Source organism: Chryseobacterium sp. SC28 (assembly GCF_003932955.1).
In the GTDB taxonomy this organism is placed as follows: domain Bacteria; phylum Bacteroidota; class Bacteroidia; order Flavobacteriales; family Weeksellaceae; genus Epilithonimonas.
This window is the reverse complement of the sequence record NZ_QOVY01000013.1, coordinates 40,864-63,076: the sequence shown is the minus strand read 5'-3', so window position 1 is coordinate 63,076 and position 22,213 is coordinate 40,864. Positions and strand designations below refer to the sequence as shown.

At 41.6% G+C, this 22,213-nt stretch carries 13 protein-coding genes; 8 read left to right on the top strand and 5 right to left on the bottom strand.

The features are described 5' to 3' along the window. Nucleotides 1-190: 190 nt before the first annotated feature. A complete protein-coding gene (locus tag DTW91_RS08775; RefSeq protein WP_125203017.1) occupies nucleotides 191-1,288 on the top strand; it encodes a fatty acid desaturase family protein in 1,098 nt (365 codons plus the stop codon). A gap of 172 nt (nucleotides 1,289-1,460) precedes the next feature. Here the strand turns inward: DTW91_RS08775 and queA are convergent, their stop codons facing one another. Beyond that, on the bottom strand, nucleotides 1,461-2,510 hold the full coding sequence (gene queA, locus DTW91_RS08770) for a tRNA preQ1(34) S-adenosylmethionine ribosyltransferase-isomerase QueA (protein WP_125203016.1): 1,050 nt from the start codon (nucleotides 2,508-2,510) through the stop codon (nucleotides 1,461-1,463). A gap of 242 nt (nucleotides 2,511-2,752) precedes the next feature. Here queA and DTW91_RS08765 point away from each other — a divergent pair, with 242 nt between their 5' ends. The 7 genes from DTW91_RS08765 to DTW91_RS08735 all read left to right on the top strand — a co-directional run bounded on the left by DTW91_RS08765 (nucleotide 2,753) and on the right by DTW91_RS08735 (nucleotide 15,978). Then, nucleotides 2,753-4,711, top strand: a complete 1,959-nt coding sequence (locus DTW91_RS08765; protein ID WP_125203015.1) for a DUF349 domain-containing protein — start codon at nucleotides 2,753-2,755, stop codon at nucleotides 4,709-4,711. Between the two features lie 128 nt (nucleotides 4,712-4,839). Next, nucleotides 4,840-6,681, top strand: coding sequence for an endonuclease (locus DTW91_RS08760; protein ID WP_125203014.1), 1,842 nt, complete (start codon nucleotides 4,840-4,842; stop codon nucleotides 6,679-6,681). Nucleotides 6,682-6,886: 205 nt separating this feature from the next. Beyond that, nucleotides 6,887-7,609: a phosphoribosylaminoimidazolesuccinocarboxamide synthase gene (gene purC / locus DTW91_RS08755; RefSeq protein ID WP_125203013.1), complete on the top strand. Its 723-nt coding sequence runs from the start codon at nucleotides 6,887-6,889 to the stop codon at nucleotides 7,607-7,609. A gap of 116 nt (nucleotides 7,610-7,725) precedes the next feature. Continuing rightward, entirely contained in the window at nucleotides 7,726-9,138 is a 1,413-nt protein-coding gene (purF, locus tag DTW91_RS08750; protein ID WP_125203035.1) for an amidophosphoribosyltransferase, read from the top strand. 479 nt (nucleotides 9,139-9,617) lie between these two features. After that, nucleotides 9,618-11,564: a heavy metal translocating P-type ATPase gene (locus DTW91_RS08745; protein ID WP_125203012.1), complete on the top strand. Its 1,947-nt coding sequence runs from the start codon at nucleotides 9,618-9,620 to the stop codon at nucleotides 11,562-11,564. Between the two features lie 68 nt (nucleotides 11,565-11,632). Then, nucleotides 11,633-13,366, top strand: a complete 1,734-nt coding sequence (locus DTW91_RS08740) for a cellulase family glycosylhydrolase (RefSeq protein ID WP_125203011.1) — start codon at nucleotides 11,633-11,635, stop codon at nucleotides 13,364-13,366. A 143-nt stretch (nucleotides 13,367-13,509) separates the two neighbouring features. Continuing rightward, entirely contained in the window at nucleotides 13,510-15,978 is a 2,469-nt protein-coding gene (locus DTW91_RS08735; protein ID WP_125203010.1) for a hypothetical protein, read from the top strand. A 153-nt stretch (nucleotides 15,979-16,131) separates the two neighbouring features. Here DTW91_RS08735 and DTW91_RS08730 read toward each other — a convergent pair whose 3' ends face one another. From DTW91_RS08730 to DTW91_RS08715, 4 genes are all read right to left on the bottom strand, one after another. After that, the gene (locus DTW91_RS08730) at nucleotides 16,132-18,642 is read right to left on the bottom strand and encodes a M1 family metallopeptidase (protein WP_125203009.1); all 2,511 of its coding nucleotides are present in this window, start codon (nucleotides 18,640-18,642) and stop codon (nucleotides 16,132-16,134) included. Nucleotides 18,643-18,752: 110 nt separating this feature from the next. After that, a complete protein-coding gene (locus DTW91_RS08725; RefSeq protein WP_125203008.1) occupies nucleotides 18,753-19,547 on the bottom strand; it encodes a thymidylate synthase in 795 nt (264 codons plus the stop codon). A 175-nt stretch (nucleotides 19,548-19,722) separates the two neighbouring features. Next, on the bottom strand, nucleotides 19,723-20,472 hold the full coding sequence (locus DTW91_RS08720; protein ID WP_125203007.1) for an SDR family NAD(P)-dependent oxidoreductase: 750 nt from the start codon (nucleotides 20,470-20,472) through the stop codon (nucleotides 19,723-19,725). A gap of 104 nt (nucleotides 20,473-20,576) precedes the next feature. Next, the gene (locus tag DTW91_RS08715) at nucleotides 20,577-22,010 is read right to left on the bottom strand and encodes a CCA tRNA nucleotidyltransferase (protein WP_125203006.1); all 1,434 of its coding nucleotides are present in this window, start codon (nucleotides 22,008-22,010) and stop codon (nucleotides 20,577-20,579) included. Between the last annotated feature and the right edge of the window lie 203 nt (nucleotides 22,011-22,213).

Sequence of the window (22,213 nt, the reverse complement as noted above, 5' to 3'; positions counted from 1 at the left end):
TTTATGAATTCATTTTTATAAATTGCTGTACTATCTACGGCGCTCATTTTACGGCGATAAAATTTGTGCAGAAAACCGGAAAGTACACAAAAATATAACTAATATCTGAGAACACACTTCAGCGGAATATTGCTCTGTAACCAACCAGTTTGATGCATCTATTAATTACAATAAAAGCATTTTTGGCACTATGAACAAACCTTTATACAACAAAAATCACGAGGAAACAGACCTCTTCAATGAATTAAGAAAACGAGTCAACACAAGACTAAAATCCATCGGGCAGAGCAGAGATCGAACCGTGCGGTTCAAAGCATTTCTTTTACCTTTGCTATATTTCTTGGCATATTTTGTAGCTATTTTCAATAGCGAAAATCGCAGCCTTTACATCGGGTGCTACATCTTTATGGGGATCAATATTGTGCTCATCTACCTCAACCTGATTCACGAAGCAGCACACAACAACATATTTAAAACAAAAAAATACAACAAGTGGTTTCTGAAGATCTTTGACCTTCTGGGAGCCAATAGTTATATTTGGGAAAGGCGACATATCCTGAGCCACCATTCTTTCCCCAACGTCGATGGTTGGGACACCGATATCGAACAAAGCGGCCCAATCCTCGTTTACCCTCACAGCCAAGCCAAAGGTTTGCAAAAGTATCAGCATCGATTCTTCTTCCTTGCCTATCCGCTTTATTTGTTCAATTGGATGTTTGTCCGCGACTTCCGCGATTTCTTCGATAAAAATCGGATCATCCAAAAAACACAGGCCAAAATTCCGTTGTCAGAAAAAATCCGTATGATCGCCTACAAATTATTTTACTTTTTTTACCAGATTTTCGTTCCCATCCTTTTTTTTGGAGTGTCTTGGCAGTTGGCGCTCACCGCTTGGCTGTTGCAGATGCTCGTAGCCAGTTGTTTTGCCTTGTTCGTGCTTTTACCGCTGCACGCCGTAGAGCATAATGAGTTTCCCGAGATCGATGAAAACGGCAATCTGCCCTACAGCTGGATGCGCCATCAGTTCGAAGTGACCAATGATCTTACCAATCACAACCAGTTTATACGCTATGTTTTAGGAAATTTCAACTATCACGTGGCTCACCACCTTTTTCCGAATTACAGCTACGAATATTATCCCGAAATCACCGAGGAGATAAGGCTCTTCGCTCAAGAACACAATTTGCATTACAAGCGATACCCCCTTTTCCAAGCGCTCTATTTGCATTATAGACTTTTGAAAAGCAATGCAACAAGCATCAGAGCCGTAATGGAGGAATCCATGTAAAATAAAAGGATACTCAAAAATCAAAAAAATGCGCTTTAAAACTGCGCATTTTTTTGTTTAATATGGGTTGCAGACTATCTTGATGCTTACAAAATGAGCCAATAGAAAGTGCTTAAAAAAAGCTTGGATAATACTGCCAAAAAGAAAAAAGGTGTAGATAGGATTACAATCATCAAAGAATCAGCATCGCATCGCCATAAGAGTAGAATTTGTATTTTTCCTTGATGGCTTCTTCATAAGCTCTCATAATGAAATCCTTGTTTGCGAATGCAGCAATCATCATTAATAAAGTGGACTTTGGGGTGTGGAAATTGGTAATCATAGCATTGGCAACGCCGAAATCGTGCGGCGGATAGATGAATTTGTTGGTCCATCCTCGGTACGCAGAGATCTTTTTGTTGGATGAGACCGATGTTTCCAATGCTCTCATCGTGGTGGTGCCTACCGCGCAGATGCGGCGTCCTTCCTCCACGGCTTTGTTGATGATGGCGGCATTTTTTTCATCAATGATGGCTTCCTCAGACTCCATTTTGTGCTTAGACAGGTCTTCGACTTCTATCGGATTGAAGGTTCCCAATCCAATATGGAGTGTGATCTCCGCAAATTCGATACCTTTAATTTCCAAGCGCTTCATCAAGTGTTTTGAGAAATGAAGACCTGCGGTGGGCGCTGCCACTGCACCTTCTACTTTGGCATAGATCGTCTGATAGCGCTCCGCATCTTCGGGCTCTACGGGTCTTTTGATGTATTTCGGCAAGGGCGTCTCGCCAAGTTCTGTCAGTTTTGCACGGAATTCTTCATAAGAACCGTCGAACAGGAATCGCAAAGTCCTTCCCCGAGATGTCGTATTGTCGATCACTTCTGCCACCAAGGATTCATCCTCGGTAAAAAATAATTTGTTGCCAATTCTTATTTTTCTTGCCGGATCTACAAGCACGTCCCACACTCTGGTTTCCGGATCTAATTCCCGAAGCAGGAAAACTTCGATTTTGGCACCTGTTTTTTCTTTGTTTCCAAACAGTCGGGCAGGGAATACTTTGGTGTTGTTGAAGATGAAAAGATCTTTCTCTTCGAAATAGTCGATAACATCTTTGAAAAGCCGGTGCTCTATCGTTTCAGTTTTTCGGTCCAAGACCATCAATCGGGCTTCGTCGCGGTTTTCGGATGGATGTTCGGCCAGCAATTCGGCAGGCAGATCAAAATTAAAATCGGATGTCTTCATAAAATTTACGGATTTTATTGTGTTTAAGCAGGAAAAAACCTGCGGTTAATTTTTTAGGACTGCGAAGATACGACATTACGAAGCCTTTGTCAAGTAAATATGATTTTTAGAAATTCAAATTGATGGGATTGTGAAATATTTCAAATTTTTTGGAAAATTAATAAGCTTATTTGGTGTTTTCTATAAAAAACATTTAATTTAGTGCAATTAAAAGTTGTTATCGCCCATTAATTCGCTATGTTATGAGTATTGAAAAGAAGAATCCTGAAATCGAAAAATTAAATTCGGAAGTCGATCCCGCTGAAAATCAGCCCGAAACATCAGCTCCGGAAGAAATATCAGGAGTTGAAAATCCGGAATCTGAAACCGTTGCCACCAATTTTGCAAACGTATCCGCCGAAAATCCGGCGCTTGCCGAAACGGATATTGCCGAAGAAGAATCTGCGACCATTGCCGGAGACGACGGGTCGGAATCTGAACCCCAATCTCAATCGGATGCTGAAACAGGGTCGGAGGAAATCGAAACCGCAGAAGAAACCCATTCCGATCTATCTTTGAAAGACACTTTGGATGAGATGGAATCTATTGTCAACAGGGAAGATTCGCATTCTTTTTCGAAGAAATTCAATGCGCTGCGCGATCACGCCAATCGGAAAATAGCGGAGGAAGTGGACAGCAAAAAACACGAGTTCCTCGAAGAGGGCAATGTTGAGGAGCATTTTGAATTTCAGCATCCGCAAACTGCAAAATTATCGGCACTCGTGAATATATTTAAAGAAAAGCAGGACAAATTTCACAAGGCTCAAGAGGCAGATTATCAGAAAAATTTGGAAGAAAGATTAGCAATCATCGAAAGATTGAAGAATCTCTACACCAATTCAGAACCTGGCGTCAATCTTTTCAAAGCCATTAGAGAAATCAAAGAAGCCTGGGGAAATGCTGGTCAAGTAGCCAAATCCGAATTCAAAAATCTGAATAACAACTATTTCCACCATCTGAAAATGTTCAATGAGATGTTGGATATGAACAAAGAATATTTGGAACAGGAGTTTGCCCACAATCTGGAAAAAAGACAGCACATCATCCAAAGAGCAAAAGAACTACTTGATGAAAAAGTGGTCCAAAAAGCGCTGAACGAATTGCAATATCTGCACAAACTATGGAAAGAGGAAGCGGAGCCCGTGGCAGAGGAGTTTCGGGAGAAAACCTGGGAAGAGTTTAAAGAAATTTCCAATAAAATCCACGAGAGAAAATCCGAATTAATTGCTGTTTTGGAATCGGATCAACAGGATAATCTGGAGAAGAAAAATAAAATCATCGAAGAACTCCAAACCCTTGCTGCACCCGAAGCGCCCACCCACAGCTACTGGCAGCAAGCCATCAAAAAAGTGGAAGAGTTGCGAACCGAATTTTTAAAACTGGGACCGGTTCCTAAAAAGATTTCAAATCAAAACTGGACAGATTTTAAACTGGCGTTGAGAGAATTTAACGCCCGAAAAAACGATTTTTACAAAACCTTGAAAGATTCTCAGATTCATAATCTCGAGGCCAAGCAAGCACTGATAAAAACCGCTCAGGATAATATGAATTCTGAAGATTGGGACATCGTGGTGCCGCTGTTCAAAAAACTTCAAGAAGATTGGAAAACGATCGGCCACGTTCCTAGAAGCCAGGCCAACAAAGTATGGGATGAGTTTCGCGACGCTTGCAACACGTTTTTCAAGAATTACAGAGAAAAAAACAATGTTTCTGGCGACAACTGGAAAGACAATTACAAAAGCAAAAAGGCATTGCTGGATGAGCTGAAAGCGTTGACCGACGAAGATGGGACGGTAGAAAAAATCGAAAACATAAAAAATGCTTGGAATGCCATCGGAAAAGTCCCAAAAGACAAACTTTCTATCAATACGGAATTCAATAAAACACTCAAAGAAAAACTAAAACTCAACAAGATCAACGAATTCGATCTGAAAGAAGAAAACCTTTCCGAAAGCCAGTTGACAGATAAAGCCAGAAAGATTAAAAATCAAATCGCCGATCTGGAAGCCGAAGTCGTGCAACTCGAAAATAATCTTTCGTTCTTCGGAACGGCGAAACGCGACAATCCTCTTCTCAAAGACACTTACGACAAACTCGATAGCAAAAAAGAACAGTTGGACAGCCTGAAGCTCACCCTTCATCAGATGATTGCCGGAGAATAATTTTTGTAGCACTTTTTTCTTTATTTAAAAGGGATGTAAACTATTATTAATATTCAATTAAGAAAAAATGAATAATTTCTTGCCATAAAAGTAATACTTTTACGCTCGGTTATTAAAACATTTTTACTTTGAAAAAATACTTATTTATAGTATCTCTTTTCCCCATTTTATTGCTGGCACAAGCGCCGGCTGACTATTATTCGGGAACAGAAAATTTGACAGGTTATGCACTCAAGACCAAGCTTCATGAGATCATTTCGACAAAAGTTCGCACTTATAATTATGATGATCTCAAAACAACGGTGAACCAAACCGATCTTGATAAATATTATGAAAACGATGGGACGATTCTGGATATTTATTCTGAAATCCCGACAGGTCCGGACGCGTATAACTACACCAGCGCCAATATTATCGGAAACGCCAGCGCAGAAGGGCAGGGGTGGAACAGAGAACATATGATGCCGCAAAGCTCTTTCTACAGCGCTTATCCAATGTATTCGGACATCTTCTTTGTGGTTCCCACAGATGCGCGGATCAATCAGTTGCGAAGCAATTACCCTTATGCCAAAGCGGGCTCTACTGTTTATTACAATTTTACGAACGGATCGAAACAAGCTTCCAACGGAACGCCCAATGCAACCTATACAGGTAGAGTCTTTGAACCAATCGACGAGTTCAAAGGTGATATTGCGAGAACGCTGCTGTATTTTGCAGTAAGATATGAAGGCAAATTGGGAAGTTTCAATTACACCACCAACATCGATCCGACCAAAGATGTAAATCCACTGGACGGAACCGAAGAGAAAGCTTACGAAAATTGGTACATCGCGATGCTTCTTTTGTGGCATCAGCAAGATCCGGTTTCCCAACGCGAAATCGATCGTAATAACGCCGTTTTCACTCTTCAAAAAAATAGAAATCCTTTCATCGACCATCCGGAGTGGATCGCCGCGATCTGGAGCCAGACCTCCGACAATGTAGCACCTTCGGCGCCATCTTCTCTCGTTTTGGCAAGAAATTCCGCTTATTTTGTTGATCTGAATTGGCAAGTCAGTCCACAACCTGATGTCATCGGTTACCGCATTTATCAAGACAATGTCTTGGTGGCAACGTCCAAAACCAATTCCGCTTCTATCGACCATTTGACGCCTGGCACCACATATAATTTCAGCGTAAAAGCCTACGACACTGCCTATCTGGAGAGTCCTGAAAGTAATGTATTGAACGTCACGACATTAGCCAGTGATATTTTTGCGAAGGATTTACAAATCATCAAATATCTCGAAGGTAGTGGCAATAACAAAGCTTTGGAAATCGCCAATAGAACCGGTCACAAAGTCAGTCTGAATGCTTATAAATTGAATATCCAATACAAGGGAACTGCTTATTATTTTGCTGAACCATTTGAGCTGGAAGGCGAGTTGGATCACAATCAAAGTCTGGTGGCGATTAATCCATACGCCGATTTCAGTTGCTTCAACACGGCCGATGCAAGATATGTGACGGCGGCGCCTGCTCTCACATTCAGCGGTACGAATTATCTCGATTTGTCTTATAAATCTGCAACAGTCGATGCCGTAGGAACGAAAGATTTAGATAATTCTAACGCCAACATATCTCTATACAGAAACGCCAACATCAGCAATCCAAGCGCAACTTTTGATATGGCTGAATGGATCGCTCACCCGTCCGATTATTGTTTGAATTTGGGAATTTTAAGTGCTAATGATATGGTAAATAATATCCGAAAATTGGCAATCTATCCAAATCCGGTGGGAGAAATTCTGAACATTGCCGGCGATTTAAGCAAAGCCAAATCTGCGAAGATATACGACCTTTCCGGCAAATTAATCAAGGCTTTTCATCGTCCATTTACTACTCAGAATTCGATTAACGTCCAATCTTTATTGCCAAATACTTACATCTTGACTATTGATGACTATTCCGTTAAATTTATTAAAAAGTAGAACATACACTTTTTGATTGTGCAAAAACTCCTTTCGATCAAGGAGTTTTTTTTTTGTTTAATTTAGAACATATTAGGAATACTTTTGCTTCTTTTCATCAAATCAGATTTACCAAATAATTTCGTAAATTTGTGGATAAATCTAACAATAAAAAGTCAAAGGAATCTGGGCGTTTCGGATTCCATTAATAAAAATGAAAAGTATTATGAGTCAAAAGAAAGAAATGCTCTACGAAGGCAAGGCAAAGCAGGTTTTCGCCACAGAGAAACCCGACGAAGTGATTGTGCGGTACAAAGACGATGCCACGGCTTTCAATGCTCAAAAACGGGGTCAATTTGATAGAAAAGGCGAGTTGAACAACGCTATTTCTACCCTGATTTTCGGATATCTTGCAGATAATGGAATCCCCACGCACTTCATCGCAAAACTAAACGACCGAGAACAGCTGGTAAAAAAAGTGAATATTATTCCTCTGGAAATGGTGGTTCGCAATTACGTAGCCGGAAGTATGGCTCAGCGATTAGGCGTCGAAGAAGGCATTAAATCTCCTGTCACAATTTTTGATCTTTGCTACAAAAAAGACGAATTGGGCGATCCTTTGATTAATGATCATCACGCGGTTTTCTTGGGAGCGGCAACGTATGCTGAGTTGGAAGAAATGTACGCTTTGACAGACAAAATCAACAAACTCCTAATAGACCTTTTCGATAAAGCCAACGTGATCCTCGTAGATTTCAAAATCGAATTGGGAAAAACTGCCGATGGCAAAATCGTTTTGGCAGACGAGATTTCTCCCGACACTTGCAGACTTTGGGACAAAGACACCATGAAGAAGCTCGATAAAGACCGATTCCGCCGAGACTTGGGCGAGATTACCGAAGCTTACGTGGAGATTTATGAAAGACTCCAAAAAGCTTTAAAAAAATAATCCAAAAAACCCGCAAAATGGATTTAGAATTTCAAGATTATAGCCCATTGCCCAAATATGCTTTCCAAAATCGCTATCGGGAATTCGAGGAGACCAAAGATCTTTCCAAGGAAGAAATGGGGAATTACCCGTTCGATAAGATGGAAGAAGAATGTGGCGTTTTTGGAGTGCATTCAACCGAAAATCAAGATACTTTTTCGCTCGCTCAGTTTGGTCTTTTCGCCTTGCAGCACCGCGGTCAGGAAGCATGCGGCATCGCTGTCGGGAACAATGGCAAAATCCTGTCTGTGAAAGATGAAGGTTTGGTTTTAGACGTTTTCAAATCCATAAAAGATCCGCAACAGTATATGGGAAGCACCGTCATCGGTCATACCCGATATACCACCGCGGGCGACAAAAAGAAGTACAACTTTCAACCGTTTTTTGCGAAGAACGAGTACGATCAAATCATACTTTCTATTGCACACAACGGCAACCTTACCAATGCAAGAGAGCTCAGAAAAGAATTGGAGGACGAGGGTGTGGTTTTCCGCGCCACCTCAGATACCGAGGTGATTCTGCGATTGATTCAGAAAAATTTGGATTTGGGTCTCCGCGGCGCCATCAAAGCAACGATGGAAAAGATAGAAGGTGCTTATTCCGTTGTGGGACTTACCAGAAATAAATTTTTTGCCTTCCGGGATTTTAATGGCATCAGGCCTTTGGTTTTGGGAGCGATCGATGAGAATACGTTTGTGGTAGCATCGGAAACTTGTGCCTTAGACGGGGTGGGAGCGCAGTACGTCCGCGATATTCTTCCGGGAGAGATAGTTTACACCAGCGATAAGGAAGAAGGTTTGCATTCTTATCTCGTCAAAGATGATTGCGTGAATAAGATTTGTGCTTTCGAATATATTTATTTTGCCAGACCGGATTCTACTTTGGAAGGCATCAGCGTACACGAAGTGCGGGAGAAATCCGGTATGAAAATCTGGGAGCAAGCGCCTGTAGAAGCCGACATCGTAATCGGCGTTCCGGATTCCGGTGTGCCGGCGGCGATTGGTTTTTCCAAGGCTTCGGGCATTCCATTCAGGCCCGTTTTGATCAAGAATCGATATATCGGCCGTTCGTTCATCATCCCGTCTCAGGAGATGAGAGAGCATTTTGTCAATCTGAAGCTCAATCCCATCGTTTCCGAAATTAAGGACAAAAGAGTGGTAATAATCGATGATTCTATCGTACGAGGCACCACTTCCAAACGTCTGGTCAAGATTCTGAAGAATGCCGGCGTGAAGGAAATCCATTTCCGAAGTGTTTCTCCGCCAATTATTGCGCCGTGCTTTTTAGGCATCGATACGCCGACAAAAGATGATTTGATCTCGGCCAACATGAATAAAGACGAACTTAGAAAGTATTTGGATGTTGACAGTTTAGAATTTTTGAGCGTCGAAAATCTGATTAGTATCTTAGGATCGCCCAACCATTGTTTCGGCTGTTTTACGGAGAAATATCCCGTTCCCAATCCGCAGGCTTTCGCCTTATTTGATTAAAATTATTCTCTTTTTTTTAAACACTTTCCACTAAAGATTCAACTTTTTTGGTGAATTTTTTGTTGATGAAAATGGATTAATTTTTTTCATATCAAATTCTTTGGATGTCTTCCTCAGCCACGAAATGGCAGTTTAATTTACAATCGGATGAAACCTATTGTAATCACAAAAAACAATTCCAATGGAGAAATAAAAAACCCCAACCGAAGTTGGGGTAAAAACTAATAACCATGAAAACTCAAATTAAACATGAGAATCGAACATTAAAAAGCAAATGATATGCCAAAAAATCTCTTTTTCTTAAAAAAGAATCATCGAGATTAACCTGCAATTAAAAAAAGTTTTAAGAGTCGATTGGGCGCGTAATAAAAATTATTTTTTTCGAATACTTTGCTGAACAGAACTTGGCGGGAAGCCTACACTTCATTAAGGATTTTGACATATTTCGCTTAACTTTGTTTCATTAATAGTGCAAAATTATGTCAAATTGCAGCAGTGGAGCTTGCGAATCAGATCAACAGCAGTTCGAACATTTGGAAGAACCCAAACCGGGCAATCCGAAAGAAACTTACATCAAATTCCGTCCTGGATTAATCGCCAGTTTAATTCTCTTTTTTTCCGGATTGGTATTAGATTTTCTCGTCAAAGCAGATTGGTTTTCAGACCACGTTTGGATCAGATTCGGCTGGTATTTTGTGGCTTATGTTTTGGTTGCTTTTCCTGTTTTCAAGCAAGCCGGAGAGCTGGCCAAGAACTTCGATTTCTTCAATGAGTTTTCTCTAATGGGGGTTGCCACCATCGGAGCTTTTGCCATCGGCGAGTTTCCCGAAGCTGTGGCGGTGATGCTGTTCTACACCATTGGCGAGATCTTTCAAGAAGCCGCCGTCAACAAAGCTAGGAACAATATCAAATCCTTAGTTGATGTTCGTCCAAAAAAAGCCACTGTTTTCCGCAATGATAGATGGGAAACCATTGCGCCGGAGCAAGTCAAAGTGGGAGAAAAAATTCAAATCAAAGTAGGGGAAAAAGTGCCATTAGACGGGAAGTTGCTGTCGGAAAAAGCCAGTCTTGATACCTCAGCTTTGACGGGCGAAAGCAAGCCTTCGACAATCGTCAAATCCAATAATGTCCTTGCGGGAATGCTGAATCTCAACCAAGTCATCGAAATAGAAGCAACGAAATTGTTCGAAGACAGTTCGATTGTCAGAATCTTGCAAATGGTTCAGGAAGCGAGCGCCAGAAAAGCTAAAACTGAATTATTCATCCGCAAATTTGCAAAAGTTTATACGCCAATTGTTTTCGTTTTGGCATTGTTGATCACTTTCATTCCATACTTTTTTGAAGACCATTATCTTTTCAAGGAGTGGCTTTATCGCGGCTTGGTTTTCTTGGTGGTTTCGTGTCCTTGCGCATTGGTAATTTCTATCCCGCTCGGCTATTTCGGGGGCATAGGAGCCGCTTCGCGCAACGGAATCCTGTTCAAAGGTTCAAATTTTCTGGATTTGATCGCCAACACCACAACAATGGTGATGGACAAAACCGGAACGCTGACCAAAGGCGTTTTCAAAGTGCAAAAGGTAGTGCTAAACGCTATTTCTGAAGAGGAATTTTTATCCATTCTATCAGCCATAGAAAGTCATTCGAATCATCCGATTGCAAAAGCCATTACAGCTTATAAACCTACGAATCAAACGCCGGAATCTGTAGAAGAGATTTCGGGGAAAGGCATCAAGGCTGTCATTAATCAAAAGCAAATTCTTGCCGGAAATACCAAACTGCTGAATGATTTTGCCGTCCATTATCCTCCCGAATTAGACCAAATCGTAGAAACAACCGTCGCACTGGCTGTCGATAATCAATATAAAGGCTATGTTGTAATTGCAGACGAAGTCAAAGAAGACGCAGCATTGGCCATCAAAAAATTAAAAAGTGCCGGCATCAAAACGGTGATGCTGAGCGGCGATAAAGAGGCACTGACACAGGATGTCGCCACAAAACTGGGAATTGATGAAGCCTTCGGTGCTTTGCTGCCTGAAGACAAAGTGGAAAAACTCGAAAAAATCAAGACAAATCCAAAAGAAGTCGTGGCTTTCGTAGGCGACGGGATCAATGATGCGCCGGTCTTAGCCTTGAGTGACGTGGGCATTGCAATGGGCGCATTAGGCTCCGACGCGGCGATTGAAACCGCCGATGTGGTCATCCAGACCGATCAGCCTTCCAAGATTTTTACTGCCATCTGCATCGGAAAAGCCACCAAAAAAATCGTGTATCAAAACATCGGTTTGGCCTTGGGCGTCAAGACTCTTGTCCTTATTTTAGGCGCCGGTGGATTAGCCAATATGTGGGAGGCCGTTTTCGCAGATGTCGGCGTCGCACTCTTGGCCATCCTCAACGCGGTGCGGATTCAGAATATGAAGTTCAGCTAAGTATTTAACTTGTCTGGAAATTTCTTTTCCGATCAAAAAATAATATTATCTTTATCAAAATCAAAATTATGAAGAGATTAGTAGTTTTTTCTGCACTTTTATTGTCTCAATTTGGGACTGCTCAGGGATTTTTGAAGACACAAGGCCAAAAAATCGTGAATCCTCAGGGTGAAAATGTGTATTTGAAGGGAATGGGATTAGGAGGCTGGATGCTTCAGGAAGGTTATATGCTGAAGACCGATGAATTTGCCGGTCCGCAATTTAAAATCAAAGAAAAAATAGCAGAAGTTGCAGGAGAGGATGGGAAAAATGATTTTTACAAAGCTTATCTCAAAAACGGAATCACGAAAAAAGACGTAGATTCCTTAGCCAAATGGGGTTTCAATTCTATCAGGCTGCCGATGCATTATAACCTTTACACTTTGCCCATCGAACAAGAAAAAGTGAAAGGTGAGAACACGTGGCTGAGACAAGGTTTCGAAATGACCGACAACCTTCTAAAATGGTGCGAGGCCAATAAAATGTATCTCATTCTGGATCTCCACGCTGCACCCGGCGGACAAGGAAACGATGCCAATATTTCTGATAACGACAAGACCAAACCAAACCTCTGGCAAAGCGAAGAAAATCAGAAAAAGACGATCGCCCTTTGGAAAAAACTCGCCGAAAGATATAAAGACAAACAATGGGTCGCCGGCTACGACCTGATCAATGAACCCAATTATGGCTTCACCGGTAAAGACCCCAACGGCCTGGACGAGCAGTCTAATGCGCCGCTTTGGAAATTGCTCAAAGACATTTCGCAGGCCATCCGCGAAGTCGATAAAAACCACATCATTATCATAGAAGGCAACGGCTGGGGCAACAATTACAATGGCCTGATCCCGCTCTGGGACGATAATATCGTGCTGAGTTTTCACAAATATTGGACCTTCAACACCGCAGAATCTATTCAAACCATATTGGAAAGTCGTCAAAAACTAAATGTCCCTGTCTGGCTGGGCGAAACCGGTGAAAATTCGAATGTGTGGTTTACCGAGCTGAACCAGTTGCTTTTAAAAAACAACATCGGATGGGCTTATTGGCCTATGAAAAAAATCGACAATATCGCAGGCGTCACGAGCGTGAAAATAACGCCGGAATACGAGAAACTGCTGAACTACTGGAAAAACGGTGGCGAAAAACCTTCTAAAGATTTTGCAAAAAATACCTTGATGAAAATTGCGGACAATTACAAAATCGAAAATGTGGAAATCAAATACGATGTGATCGACGCTATGTTCCGCCAAGTCCAAGATGCCACTACAAAACCTTACCAAAATCATCCGCTTCCGGGAAGAATTTTTGCTACCGAATATGATCTGGGAAGACTCGGCAGTGCCTACTCCGACAAGGATTTCCAGAATGTGTGGGTCAGTACGTTGAATCGTACAGAATGGAACTCGGGAAACAAGATGCGAAACGATGGTGTGGATATTTATCTTTGTAATGATCAAATAACGAATCAATATTACGTGGGAAAAACCGAAAAAGGCGAGTGGTTGCAGTATACGCTGAAAAGTCCGCAGGCCAAGCATTACAAATTCAGTGTTCGATATAATAATGATTCCAAGCAAGTTTCTGAATTGATTCTCAAAAACGAAACAGGCACCCACTTGGCAACACTGAAATTGCCGCCCACAGGCAACGGAATTTGGAAGACTATTTCAGGAAGTGATGTCGCTCTGGATGCAGGGGACAACAAGCTGAGAGTGTACATCGAAGCGGGCAATGCCAATCTCAATTATTTTGAACTGCATTAAGAAAGCGGGCGGTAAAAGATTCAAAACATTTCATAGATCCTGTGAAATGTTTTTTTATTTTTGCGCTTTTTAAACATTTGGCTGAAAAATTGCCTACAGAGTAAGTTACTATCTAACCGATAAAAAAAAACACAATATTCAAAATGAAGAGATTACTTTATCTGCTTTTATTCTCCATTTCATTTTCGGTGTACGCCCAGAACACACTTACAGTTACCCGATCCGACAATCAAAAACCCATAAAAGGAGCAGTGGTGAGTTGCAATGGCAAAATCCTCGGCCGAACCAACGACCAGGGAATTTTGACCTTCAGCACCAAATGTGCAAAGGTGGATGTGAAGATTGATAATTACATAAGCGATGAAGTAGTGGTGGACGAAGTGATGGAGGTGTCCCTCGACCGAGACAATATCAAATCCAATCAAATAGAAAGCGTGGCGCTTACCAATGAAAGCGATCCCCGGGCGCTTGCCATTCTCGAAAAAACCTTTCGAAAATTCAAAGAGAATTCCCCAAACGCGTTGGATTCCTATTCTTACAAATCATACGAAAAAATGTCCTTCGATCTGGATGAAGACAGCATAAAGAATTATTCCCAATTTTTGGAATCAAGGAAAGACTCGCTTTCGCAGGCTAAATATCACCGCTTGCTGCCTAAGAATGATCAGGATAGAAAAGACTCCATCGAAGGCGAGCAGATGATGTCTGTGGTCAAAGACAGCAAACTTTTTCTGTGGGAACGGGCAACGGAGTTTTTATATTCCAAAAAATACGGTGAGAAAGTCAATATCTTGGACAACAGAATCTCGGGTTTGAAGAATCCTGTGTACGAAATGCTTGCTTTGAGATCGAACCGAAACAAGATTCCTCGCGAAATTCTGCCCGAGAACAGAAGTCTATACCGATATTTCCTTACCGATTCCATCGAGATCGATGGGCGAATGAACTACGTGATCCGATTTCGCCAAGTGGATTACAAAGTGCCCGTCAATAGAAGAAAATATAACGGATATATCTACATCGACAAGGATTCTTACGCAATCAAAAAAATAGAAAGCAACAGCAAAGTGAAATCAGACGGCAATATCACCTCGGTATGGATTCCTATTAACGAAAAATGGTTTCTGAAGACCGAAAATCTCAAAATCAAAATGGGGTTTGCAGAATTTGAAACGATTCCAAAGAAACCCAATGAGACGGCCGAAGAGAAAAAAGCACGGCTGAAGCAAGTCAAGAAATTCGGAAACTACGTTTACCTAAAAGCGGATTATTTCGATTTCCAAACTCCTGCGGATCTGAAGCCGTCGCAATTCAGAGGTTATACGATGAGTGTGCAGAATGCCGATGGATCGCTATTAAATAAATACAGAACCGACAGCCTTACCGCAAGAGAGCAACGCACCTACGTCACGATCGACAGCCTTGGCAAAAAGTACAAGCTTGACAGAAAGGCGCAGGTGGTCACGGCCTTGTTGCGAGGCAAAATCACCGTCGGGATGGTAGATATCAATCCTTTCCAAACCAAATACAACTGGTACGAAGGCCTCCGATTGGGTGCCGGTTTCAAACTAAACGAAAGATTCCACAAATACATTTCGCCCGACGTTTATTTGGCTTATGGTTTCAAAGATAGTGGCTTCAAATTTGGCGCCGGCGTAGATGTCAAAACCACTTTGAACAGGAATTCGTTCTTCCGTTTGGAATATTTCAATGATGTAGCTCCTTCCGGGAAATACAGTCAGAATCTTTGGAGCGTCAAGATGAATATTAACAACAGCGGAATGAACATCCGCAACGAGAAGTATTACAAATATGACGGCGTCCGGCTGGGCTATCAGGTAGATCTCACCAACGCTTTGACCGTGGATATTTCCGGGAAAAAGCAAAACGAAGAATCCACATATCCGTACGCTTTTCGGGGTATGACGGGCAAGTTTGAAAATTTCAGCTCCTTGGCCACCATCAAATTCTCGCCCAACAGCCGGAATATTATGACACCTTATGGCAAATATACCTACGACCAGAACTTTCCCGAAGTTTTTCTTAATTACGAGCAGGGTTACAAAAGCTTGGGCGGAGAATTCAATTATAGCCGATTTGATGCCCTGCTGACGCATCAGTTTCGCAGTTCTTGGGGTACAACATTGGGCCGCATCTACGGCGGATACTATGTTGGCAAGGCACCAATCTGGCACAACTTCGAGATGGGCGGCCTGGATGCCAGCAATGGAACAGGGATTTTTTCCAATTTCTCGCTCACCAGCTACTTGGGATTTGCTACGATGACCTCTGCAAAATATTTCAGCGACAAGTTTGTGGGATATTATGTCTCGCACCGCATTCCTTGGTATTTCAAAAGTTTTGGCAAGAACACATCCAGTTTCGATGTCATATACAGAAGCATTGTGGGCGATTTGAAGAATCCGGAGTATCATCAGCTTGAAGATTTGTCTCCGCTCGATCATCTTTATCAAGAAATCGGTTTCGAATACAATAACTTCCTGAGTACTAGGTTTAATCTGGCATTTTTCTACAGGGTAGGTTATTACAATACCAATAATTTCAAAGACAATTTTGGCGTTCAGTTGAAGCTGAAACTACTTGAGTTTTAATTTAATTTTTATGAAAATTCAATGGCGGAAAATAAGTCCAAAATTGAAATAAAGGAGTACAAAAAATACTTTTGACATCTCTGCAAGAGGTATTCAATAAACAAAAAAAACGCAGAATTTCGTCTGCGTTTTTGATTTTTAATAACAATTTTATCACTTATAAACTTCCAACGTCTTATTGATGGCATCCACTTGCTGATGAATGGTCGGGCTGTTTGGATTGGCTTTTAGGACTTCCATTTTTTTGGCAAGTCCATCTTTCAGCATTTGGACAATCATCATTTTGACCTGCGGATTATCTGGTATTTGTGATTTGGCCTGAGTCAAAACTTTCGTCACTTTCTCGGTTGCTTTCAGATTGTCGGAACTCATAATCCAGTTGTAGCCTTCTTCAGCAGATTTTCCCAGTTCCGGATTTTGGAATTTGATGAAAGGGTAGAAGGCAACGGTGGTTCCTATCGCCGGCATTTGCTTCTCGATTTTATTTTTAACGATGATGGGAAGCAGTTTGGTCATCAGATCTTCCGATGCGTTTTCCAAATCTATTTTATCAGCCAGAGCCACCGCTTTCGTGGGATCGGATTCGGCAATTGCTGCCAAAGATGCGCCTTTCACCGCATTGGAAACGGCGTTCATTCCTTTGTCGTAGAGCGAAGCATATTTGGCATTTTTGGTCTTGGCTAATGCAGAAAGGGCAGCAGCCTGAACCAGAGTTTTGGGATCGTTGGAAGCCAATTTCTCTACATCGGCGGTCAAAGCTTTTGCCTGATCTGCGTTTGAAAGGTCAATCTGCTCCAGCGCCTGCTTTCGGATTCTAAAGAATGGATCTTTGAGTGCGGCCGCAAGCAGTTTGATGACCGCAGGATTTTGGGCATCCGCTTCTTTTATGCCGTCCAAAGCTCTGTATCGGCTCAAGAATTCTTTGGAATTGGTAAATTGCAATAGATTTTGCTCAGGAGTTTTGGTTTCAGTGATTTCAGAAAGCAAGATGCCATCTGCATTAATGTTAATCAAATCCGGCGTTTTGGAAGAATCAAAAGTAAAAGTATTTTTTGCCTTCGCATTGACCCAAACCGTCGTTCTTTTTGGTTTCCCATTGTCATAAACATCGATGGCTAAAGGGAATTCAAAAGGCTGATTCTGAGACTGATTGATGACCAGCGTCGCTTGCTTTTTCACAGGTTCATACGTAGAAGTATAGCTCAGCTTCGGATTGCCGCTGCCAAAATACCATTGGTTGAAAAACCAGTTGAGATCTTTCCCGGAAACTTTTTCCAAAGACAATCTCAGTTGGTGCGCTTCTCCGTTTTGATATTCATACGATTTGAGATAATCATTAAGGCCTGCAAAAAAGGCGGCATCGCCAAGATAGTTTCTCAGCATATGAAGGATGCCGCCGCCTTTATTATAAGTTACCGCGTCGAAAACATCTTCGCGCGATTCGTAATCAAATCTTACCAAATCCTTGTTGAACAACGCGGGATTGCGCATATAGCCCGCCAGATCGTTCATCAAATGATAGTCTGCATAGTCTTTCCCATATTTGTATTCTTCCCATAGATATTCGGAATAGTTGGCAAACGACTCGTTGACCGTCAAATTGCTCCAGCTTTCTGCCGTCACCAGATCTCCGAACCAATGGTGGAAAAGCTCGTGGGCAATCACATCTTCCCATTTGTTTTCATCGATGAGGTCGCCGGGTTTTTGTTGCGCCGATTCCTGATGAAGCGTGGCGGTGGTATTTTCCATAGCTCCTGAAACGAAATCTCTGCCGGTGATCTGTGCATATTTTGCCCAAGGAAAATCGTAGTTCAGTTTTTTGGAATAGAATTCCATCATCTCGGGCGTGTTCCCGAAAATTTGTTTTGCGTAGGGTTCATATTCTTTTTCTACATAATAATCCACCGGAATATTCCGCCATTTGTCTTTCACAACGGCATAATCTCCCACGCCCATAAAAAAAAGATAAGTAGAATGTCTTTTGTCCATCACCCAATGGTCTGTTCTCAGATTTCCGGCTTGTTTCTGAGAATCTTTGAGGATTCCGTTGGAAAGCGTGACATATTTATCCGGAACGGTCATATAAATTTCTTGGGTGGTTTTCTGATTGGATTTATCAATGGTTGGGAACCAGGCCGATGAAGATTCGGTTTCGCCTTGCGTCCAGATTTGCGTTGGCTTTTCTTTATCTTTCCCTTGAGCATTGATGAAATAAAGGCCTTTCGCATCATTGATGGCGGCGCTGCCTTGCTGTTTTACTTCATTTGGTCGGGCTGTATATTTGATGTAAACCGTGTAATCCTGATTTTTCTGATAGGTTTTATCGAGATTGATTTTCAGAATATCATTTTTATAATCGAATTTGAGTGGCTGTTTGGAACCGTTTTTGTCCAAAGCCACTTCGTGGATCAGCATGCCTTTGGCGTCGAGATCCAAAACGTTGGTGGGGTAGAAATAGGGACTTGCTGTCAGCCATTCTTCGCCATTCATCGTTTCTTTCTCGTAATCGAAACCGACTTTTAGTTTGGTGTGTTTTAGCTCGGTGGTTTTGGTGTGCGTTGCTCTGTAGATGGGATTTCTGCCGGAAGTTTCCGTTTGAGCGGATATTGTAATTGGATTAAAGATTGCACTTAGAAAAAGGGCTGCGATTAATATTTTCTTCATTTTGGGAATTATAACGTTGATTTGATTTTAAATGAGATAAGTGGTTATTTTTAAAGCTTTGTTACAATTAGCAGGGTAAGGTTTTTAAAGCCCACCCGTATTGTTATTCTTTATATTGCCACAGGCGCTTTGATGCCCGGATGCGGATCATAATTTTCTAAAGTAAAATCCTCAAAATCAAAATCGAAAATGTTTTTAATCTCAGTATTCAGTTTCATCGTCGGTAGAGGTCTGGGTTCTCTGGAAAGTTGTTTCCGGACTTGTTCAAAATGATTATTATAAATGTGAACATCGCCAAACGTGTGAACATAATCGCCAACTTCAAGGCCTGTAACTTGCGCTACCATCATCAATAAAAGCGCATAACTCGCAATATTGAAAGGAACGCCCAAGAAAACATCTGCACTTCTTTGATACAATTGAAGAGACAATTTTCCATCTGCCACATAAAACTGAAACAGGGCGTGACAAGGCGCCAAAGCCATATTCGGGATTTCGGCAACATTCCAGGCGGAGACTATTAATCTGCGTGAATCGGGATTTTTCTTAATTTGTTCGATGACTTCGGACAATTGATCGACTACTTTTCCGTCTGCGCCCTTCCAGCTTCTCCACTGTGCGCCGTAAACTGGACCGAGATCGCCGTTTTCGTCTGCCCATTCGTTCCAGATGGAAACGCCGTTATCGGTCAGATATTTGGTGTTGGTGTCGCCTTTGATAAACCAAAGCAACTCATAAATAATGGATTTTAAATGCACCTTTTTGGTTGTTACCAAAGGAAAACCTTTAGATAAATCATAACGTAACTGATAGCCAAAAACGCTTCGTGTTCCTGTTCCTGTCCTATCGGTTTTATCGGTTCCGTTGTCTAAAATGTGTTGTAAAAGCTCGAGATAGTTTTGCATTTTGTATATAAAATGAACTGTTGATTTTCGGTATCAAATTTAGAAAAAAACAATCTTAGATCATTCATTTATACCGCCGAAAGTTTTACAGATCTTCTAAAAATTTGGATGCTAAAACAAGAAAGACATCCACAAAAAAGTGAATGTCCTTAATTATAGTTGTTGTTGTAATTGCTTAAACTGCCGTATAACCGCCATCCACAAGGTAGTAGGCGCCAGTCATAAAAGACGATTTTTCTGAACTAAGGAAAAGTACAAGCTCGGCCACTTCCTCCGGCTTGCCAAGTCTGCCGATGGGATGTTTTTCGACGAGTCCTTTTCTTTGATCGCTGCTAAGGCTTTCCAAAAGCGGCGTTTCTATATAACCGGGACCTACGGCGTTGCAGCGGATATTCTTCGGACCATATTCTGCGCCAATTGTTTTTGTCAACCCTACCACGGCGTGTTTTGCAGCGGTATATGCGGAGGAAAACGGTGCTGCAACAGAACCCAGAATCGATGCCATATTGACGATCACGCCGCCGCCATTTTTTTCCATCTGCGTCAGTTCGTACTTGCAACCGTAGAAAACGCCGTCTAGATTTACATCGATCACCTTTTTCCAACCATCGATGCTGTAATCTCCGGCTTGGTTTTGCTCGCCACCGATTCCCGCATTGTTGCACGCGATGTCCAACCTGCCGTAGGTGTCAACCGCTGCTTTTACGAGCGCCTCAACCTGTTCCGGCGAGGTCGTGTCTGCTTTTACAAATGTGGCTTCGCCTCCCGCCGATTTAATCTCGTCCACCGTCGATTGTCCGTGCTTCTCATTGATGTCGGAAACAATGACTTTTGCGCCTTCTTTGGCGTATAATTTTGCGATGGCAAGTCCGATTCCGGAACCTGCGCCAGTAACCAAAGCTACTTTGTTGTCAAGAATTTTCATAATAAATGAATGTTTTGATTAGTGACCAAGAAGCAACAATAAATATGCAAAAGAAGCTTGTCAAAAGTTAATTCTTTCACAAATGAATAATGAAAAAAAACATATTATTCATTTTTAATTTTAACTTCCAATCCCAATTTTTCGGCTTCATTGATCACAAATTCTCTGGCTTCAGTCTTATCATTTTGGATTTCGCCTTCCAAGATTGCTTCCTTCACTTTTTCTTTCAGAATTCCGATTTTTCTGCCCGGATTCAAACCAAATAGTAGCATAATTTCTTCCCCGGAAATCGGTGGTTGGAAGTTCCTGACTTGGTCTTTTTCCTCCACTTCTTTGATTTTCGTGGCCACATATTCGAAATTTTGTTTGAATTTGGTCTGTTTAGAATAATTCTTGGTCGTGATGTCCGCTTTGCAAAGTGTGAAAAGATCTTCCAGATCTTCGCCAGAATCGAAAAGCAAACGCCGCAACGCAGAATCCGAAGCCTCATCCGTAATCAGCGCAATGGGTCTGGCGTGCATTCTCACGAGTTTTTCGACATATCTCAGTTCTTGTCCCAGCGGAAGTTTCAATCTTTTAAAAATCGATTTTATCATTTTCGAACCCAGAAATTCGTGGCCGTGAAACGTCCAGCCGATGCCGTTCACAAATTTTTTTGTTGGCGCTTTTCCGATGTCGTGGAGCAGTGCTGCCCATCGAAGCCACAGCTTGTCTGTTGTCTTCGAGATGTTGTCCACAACTTCCAGCGTATGGTAAAAATTGTCTTTGTGCGTCTGTCCGTCGATGTCTTCGATGCCTTTCAGGGCAGTAAGTTCCGGAAGAATGTATTGTAAAAGTGAAGTTTCTTCAAGAAGTTTTAAACCTTTTGAAGGTTTTTCGGAAAGCATTATTTTGTTGAATTCAACCATGATCCTTTCCATCGACACAATCTTGAGTCTTTCGGCTTCATCTTTTATGGCTTTCAAAGAATTTTCTTCAATTTTAAAATCCAAAGTCGTTGCAAAGCGGATGGCTCGCATCATTCGCAAAGGATCGTCGGAATAGGTCTGATGGGGATTTTGAGGGGTTCTGATGATTTTCTTTTTCAAATCTTGAAGGCCATCAAAAGGATCGATCAATTCTCCGAAATTTTCTTTATTAAGCGAAATTGCCATAGCGTTTATGGTGAAATCTCTGCGTTTTTGGTCATCCTCAAGGGTTCCCGTTTCAACGGATGGTTTTCTGGAATCTTCGCTGTAGCTTTCTTTTCTGGCGCCCACAAATTCTAAATCCAAGTCTTTGTATCGGAACATTGCGGTGCCATAAGTTTTGAAAATTGATACTTTTGTTGTGGGATCCATTTCTTTGGCAACGCTTTCTGCAAGGGCGATTCCGTTGGATTCTGTGACAAAATCGATGTCGGTGGGTGCTTTTCTTTTCATCAAAAGATCTCTTACAAAACCACCAACGGCGTACACCGATTGGCCATTTCTGGAAGCAACTTCCGAAATAATCTTGAAAAGTTTGAAGTTTTTATTTTGAGTAAGGCTGATAATCATTGGAAAAATAAAATATTAGATAAATGTGATCATTAATCAATTATCAATTATCAATTATCAATTATCATTTATAATAATAGGCAAAGATAATTCTTTTGGAAAAAGTTTCTACTATGGCGAAGCTGCGTAAGCGATAGTAACGGTTATCCTTTCTTATGGGCTTGCTAGCCCATAAGAAAGATAATAGTGGATAGCGCGGTCTT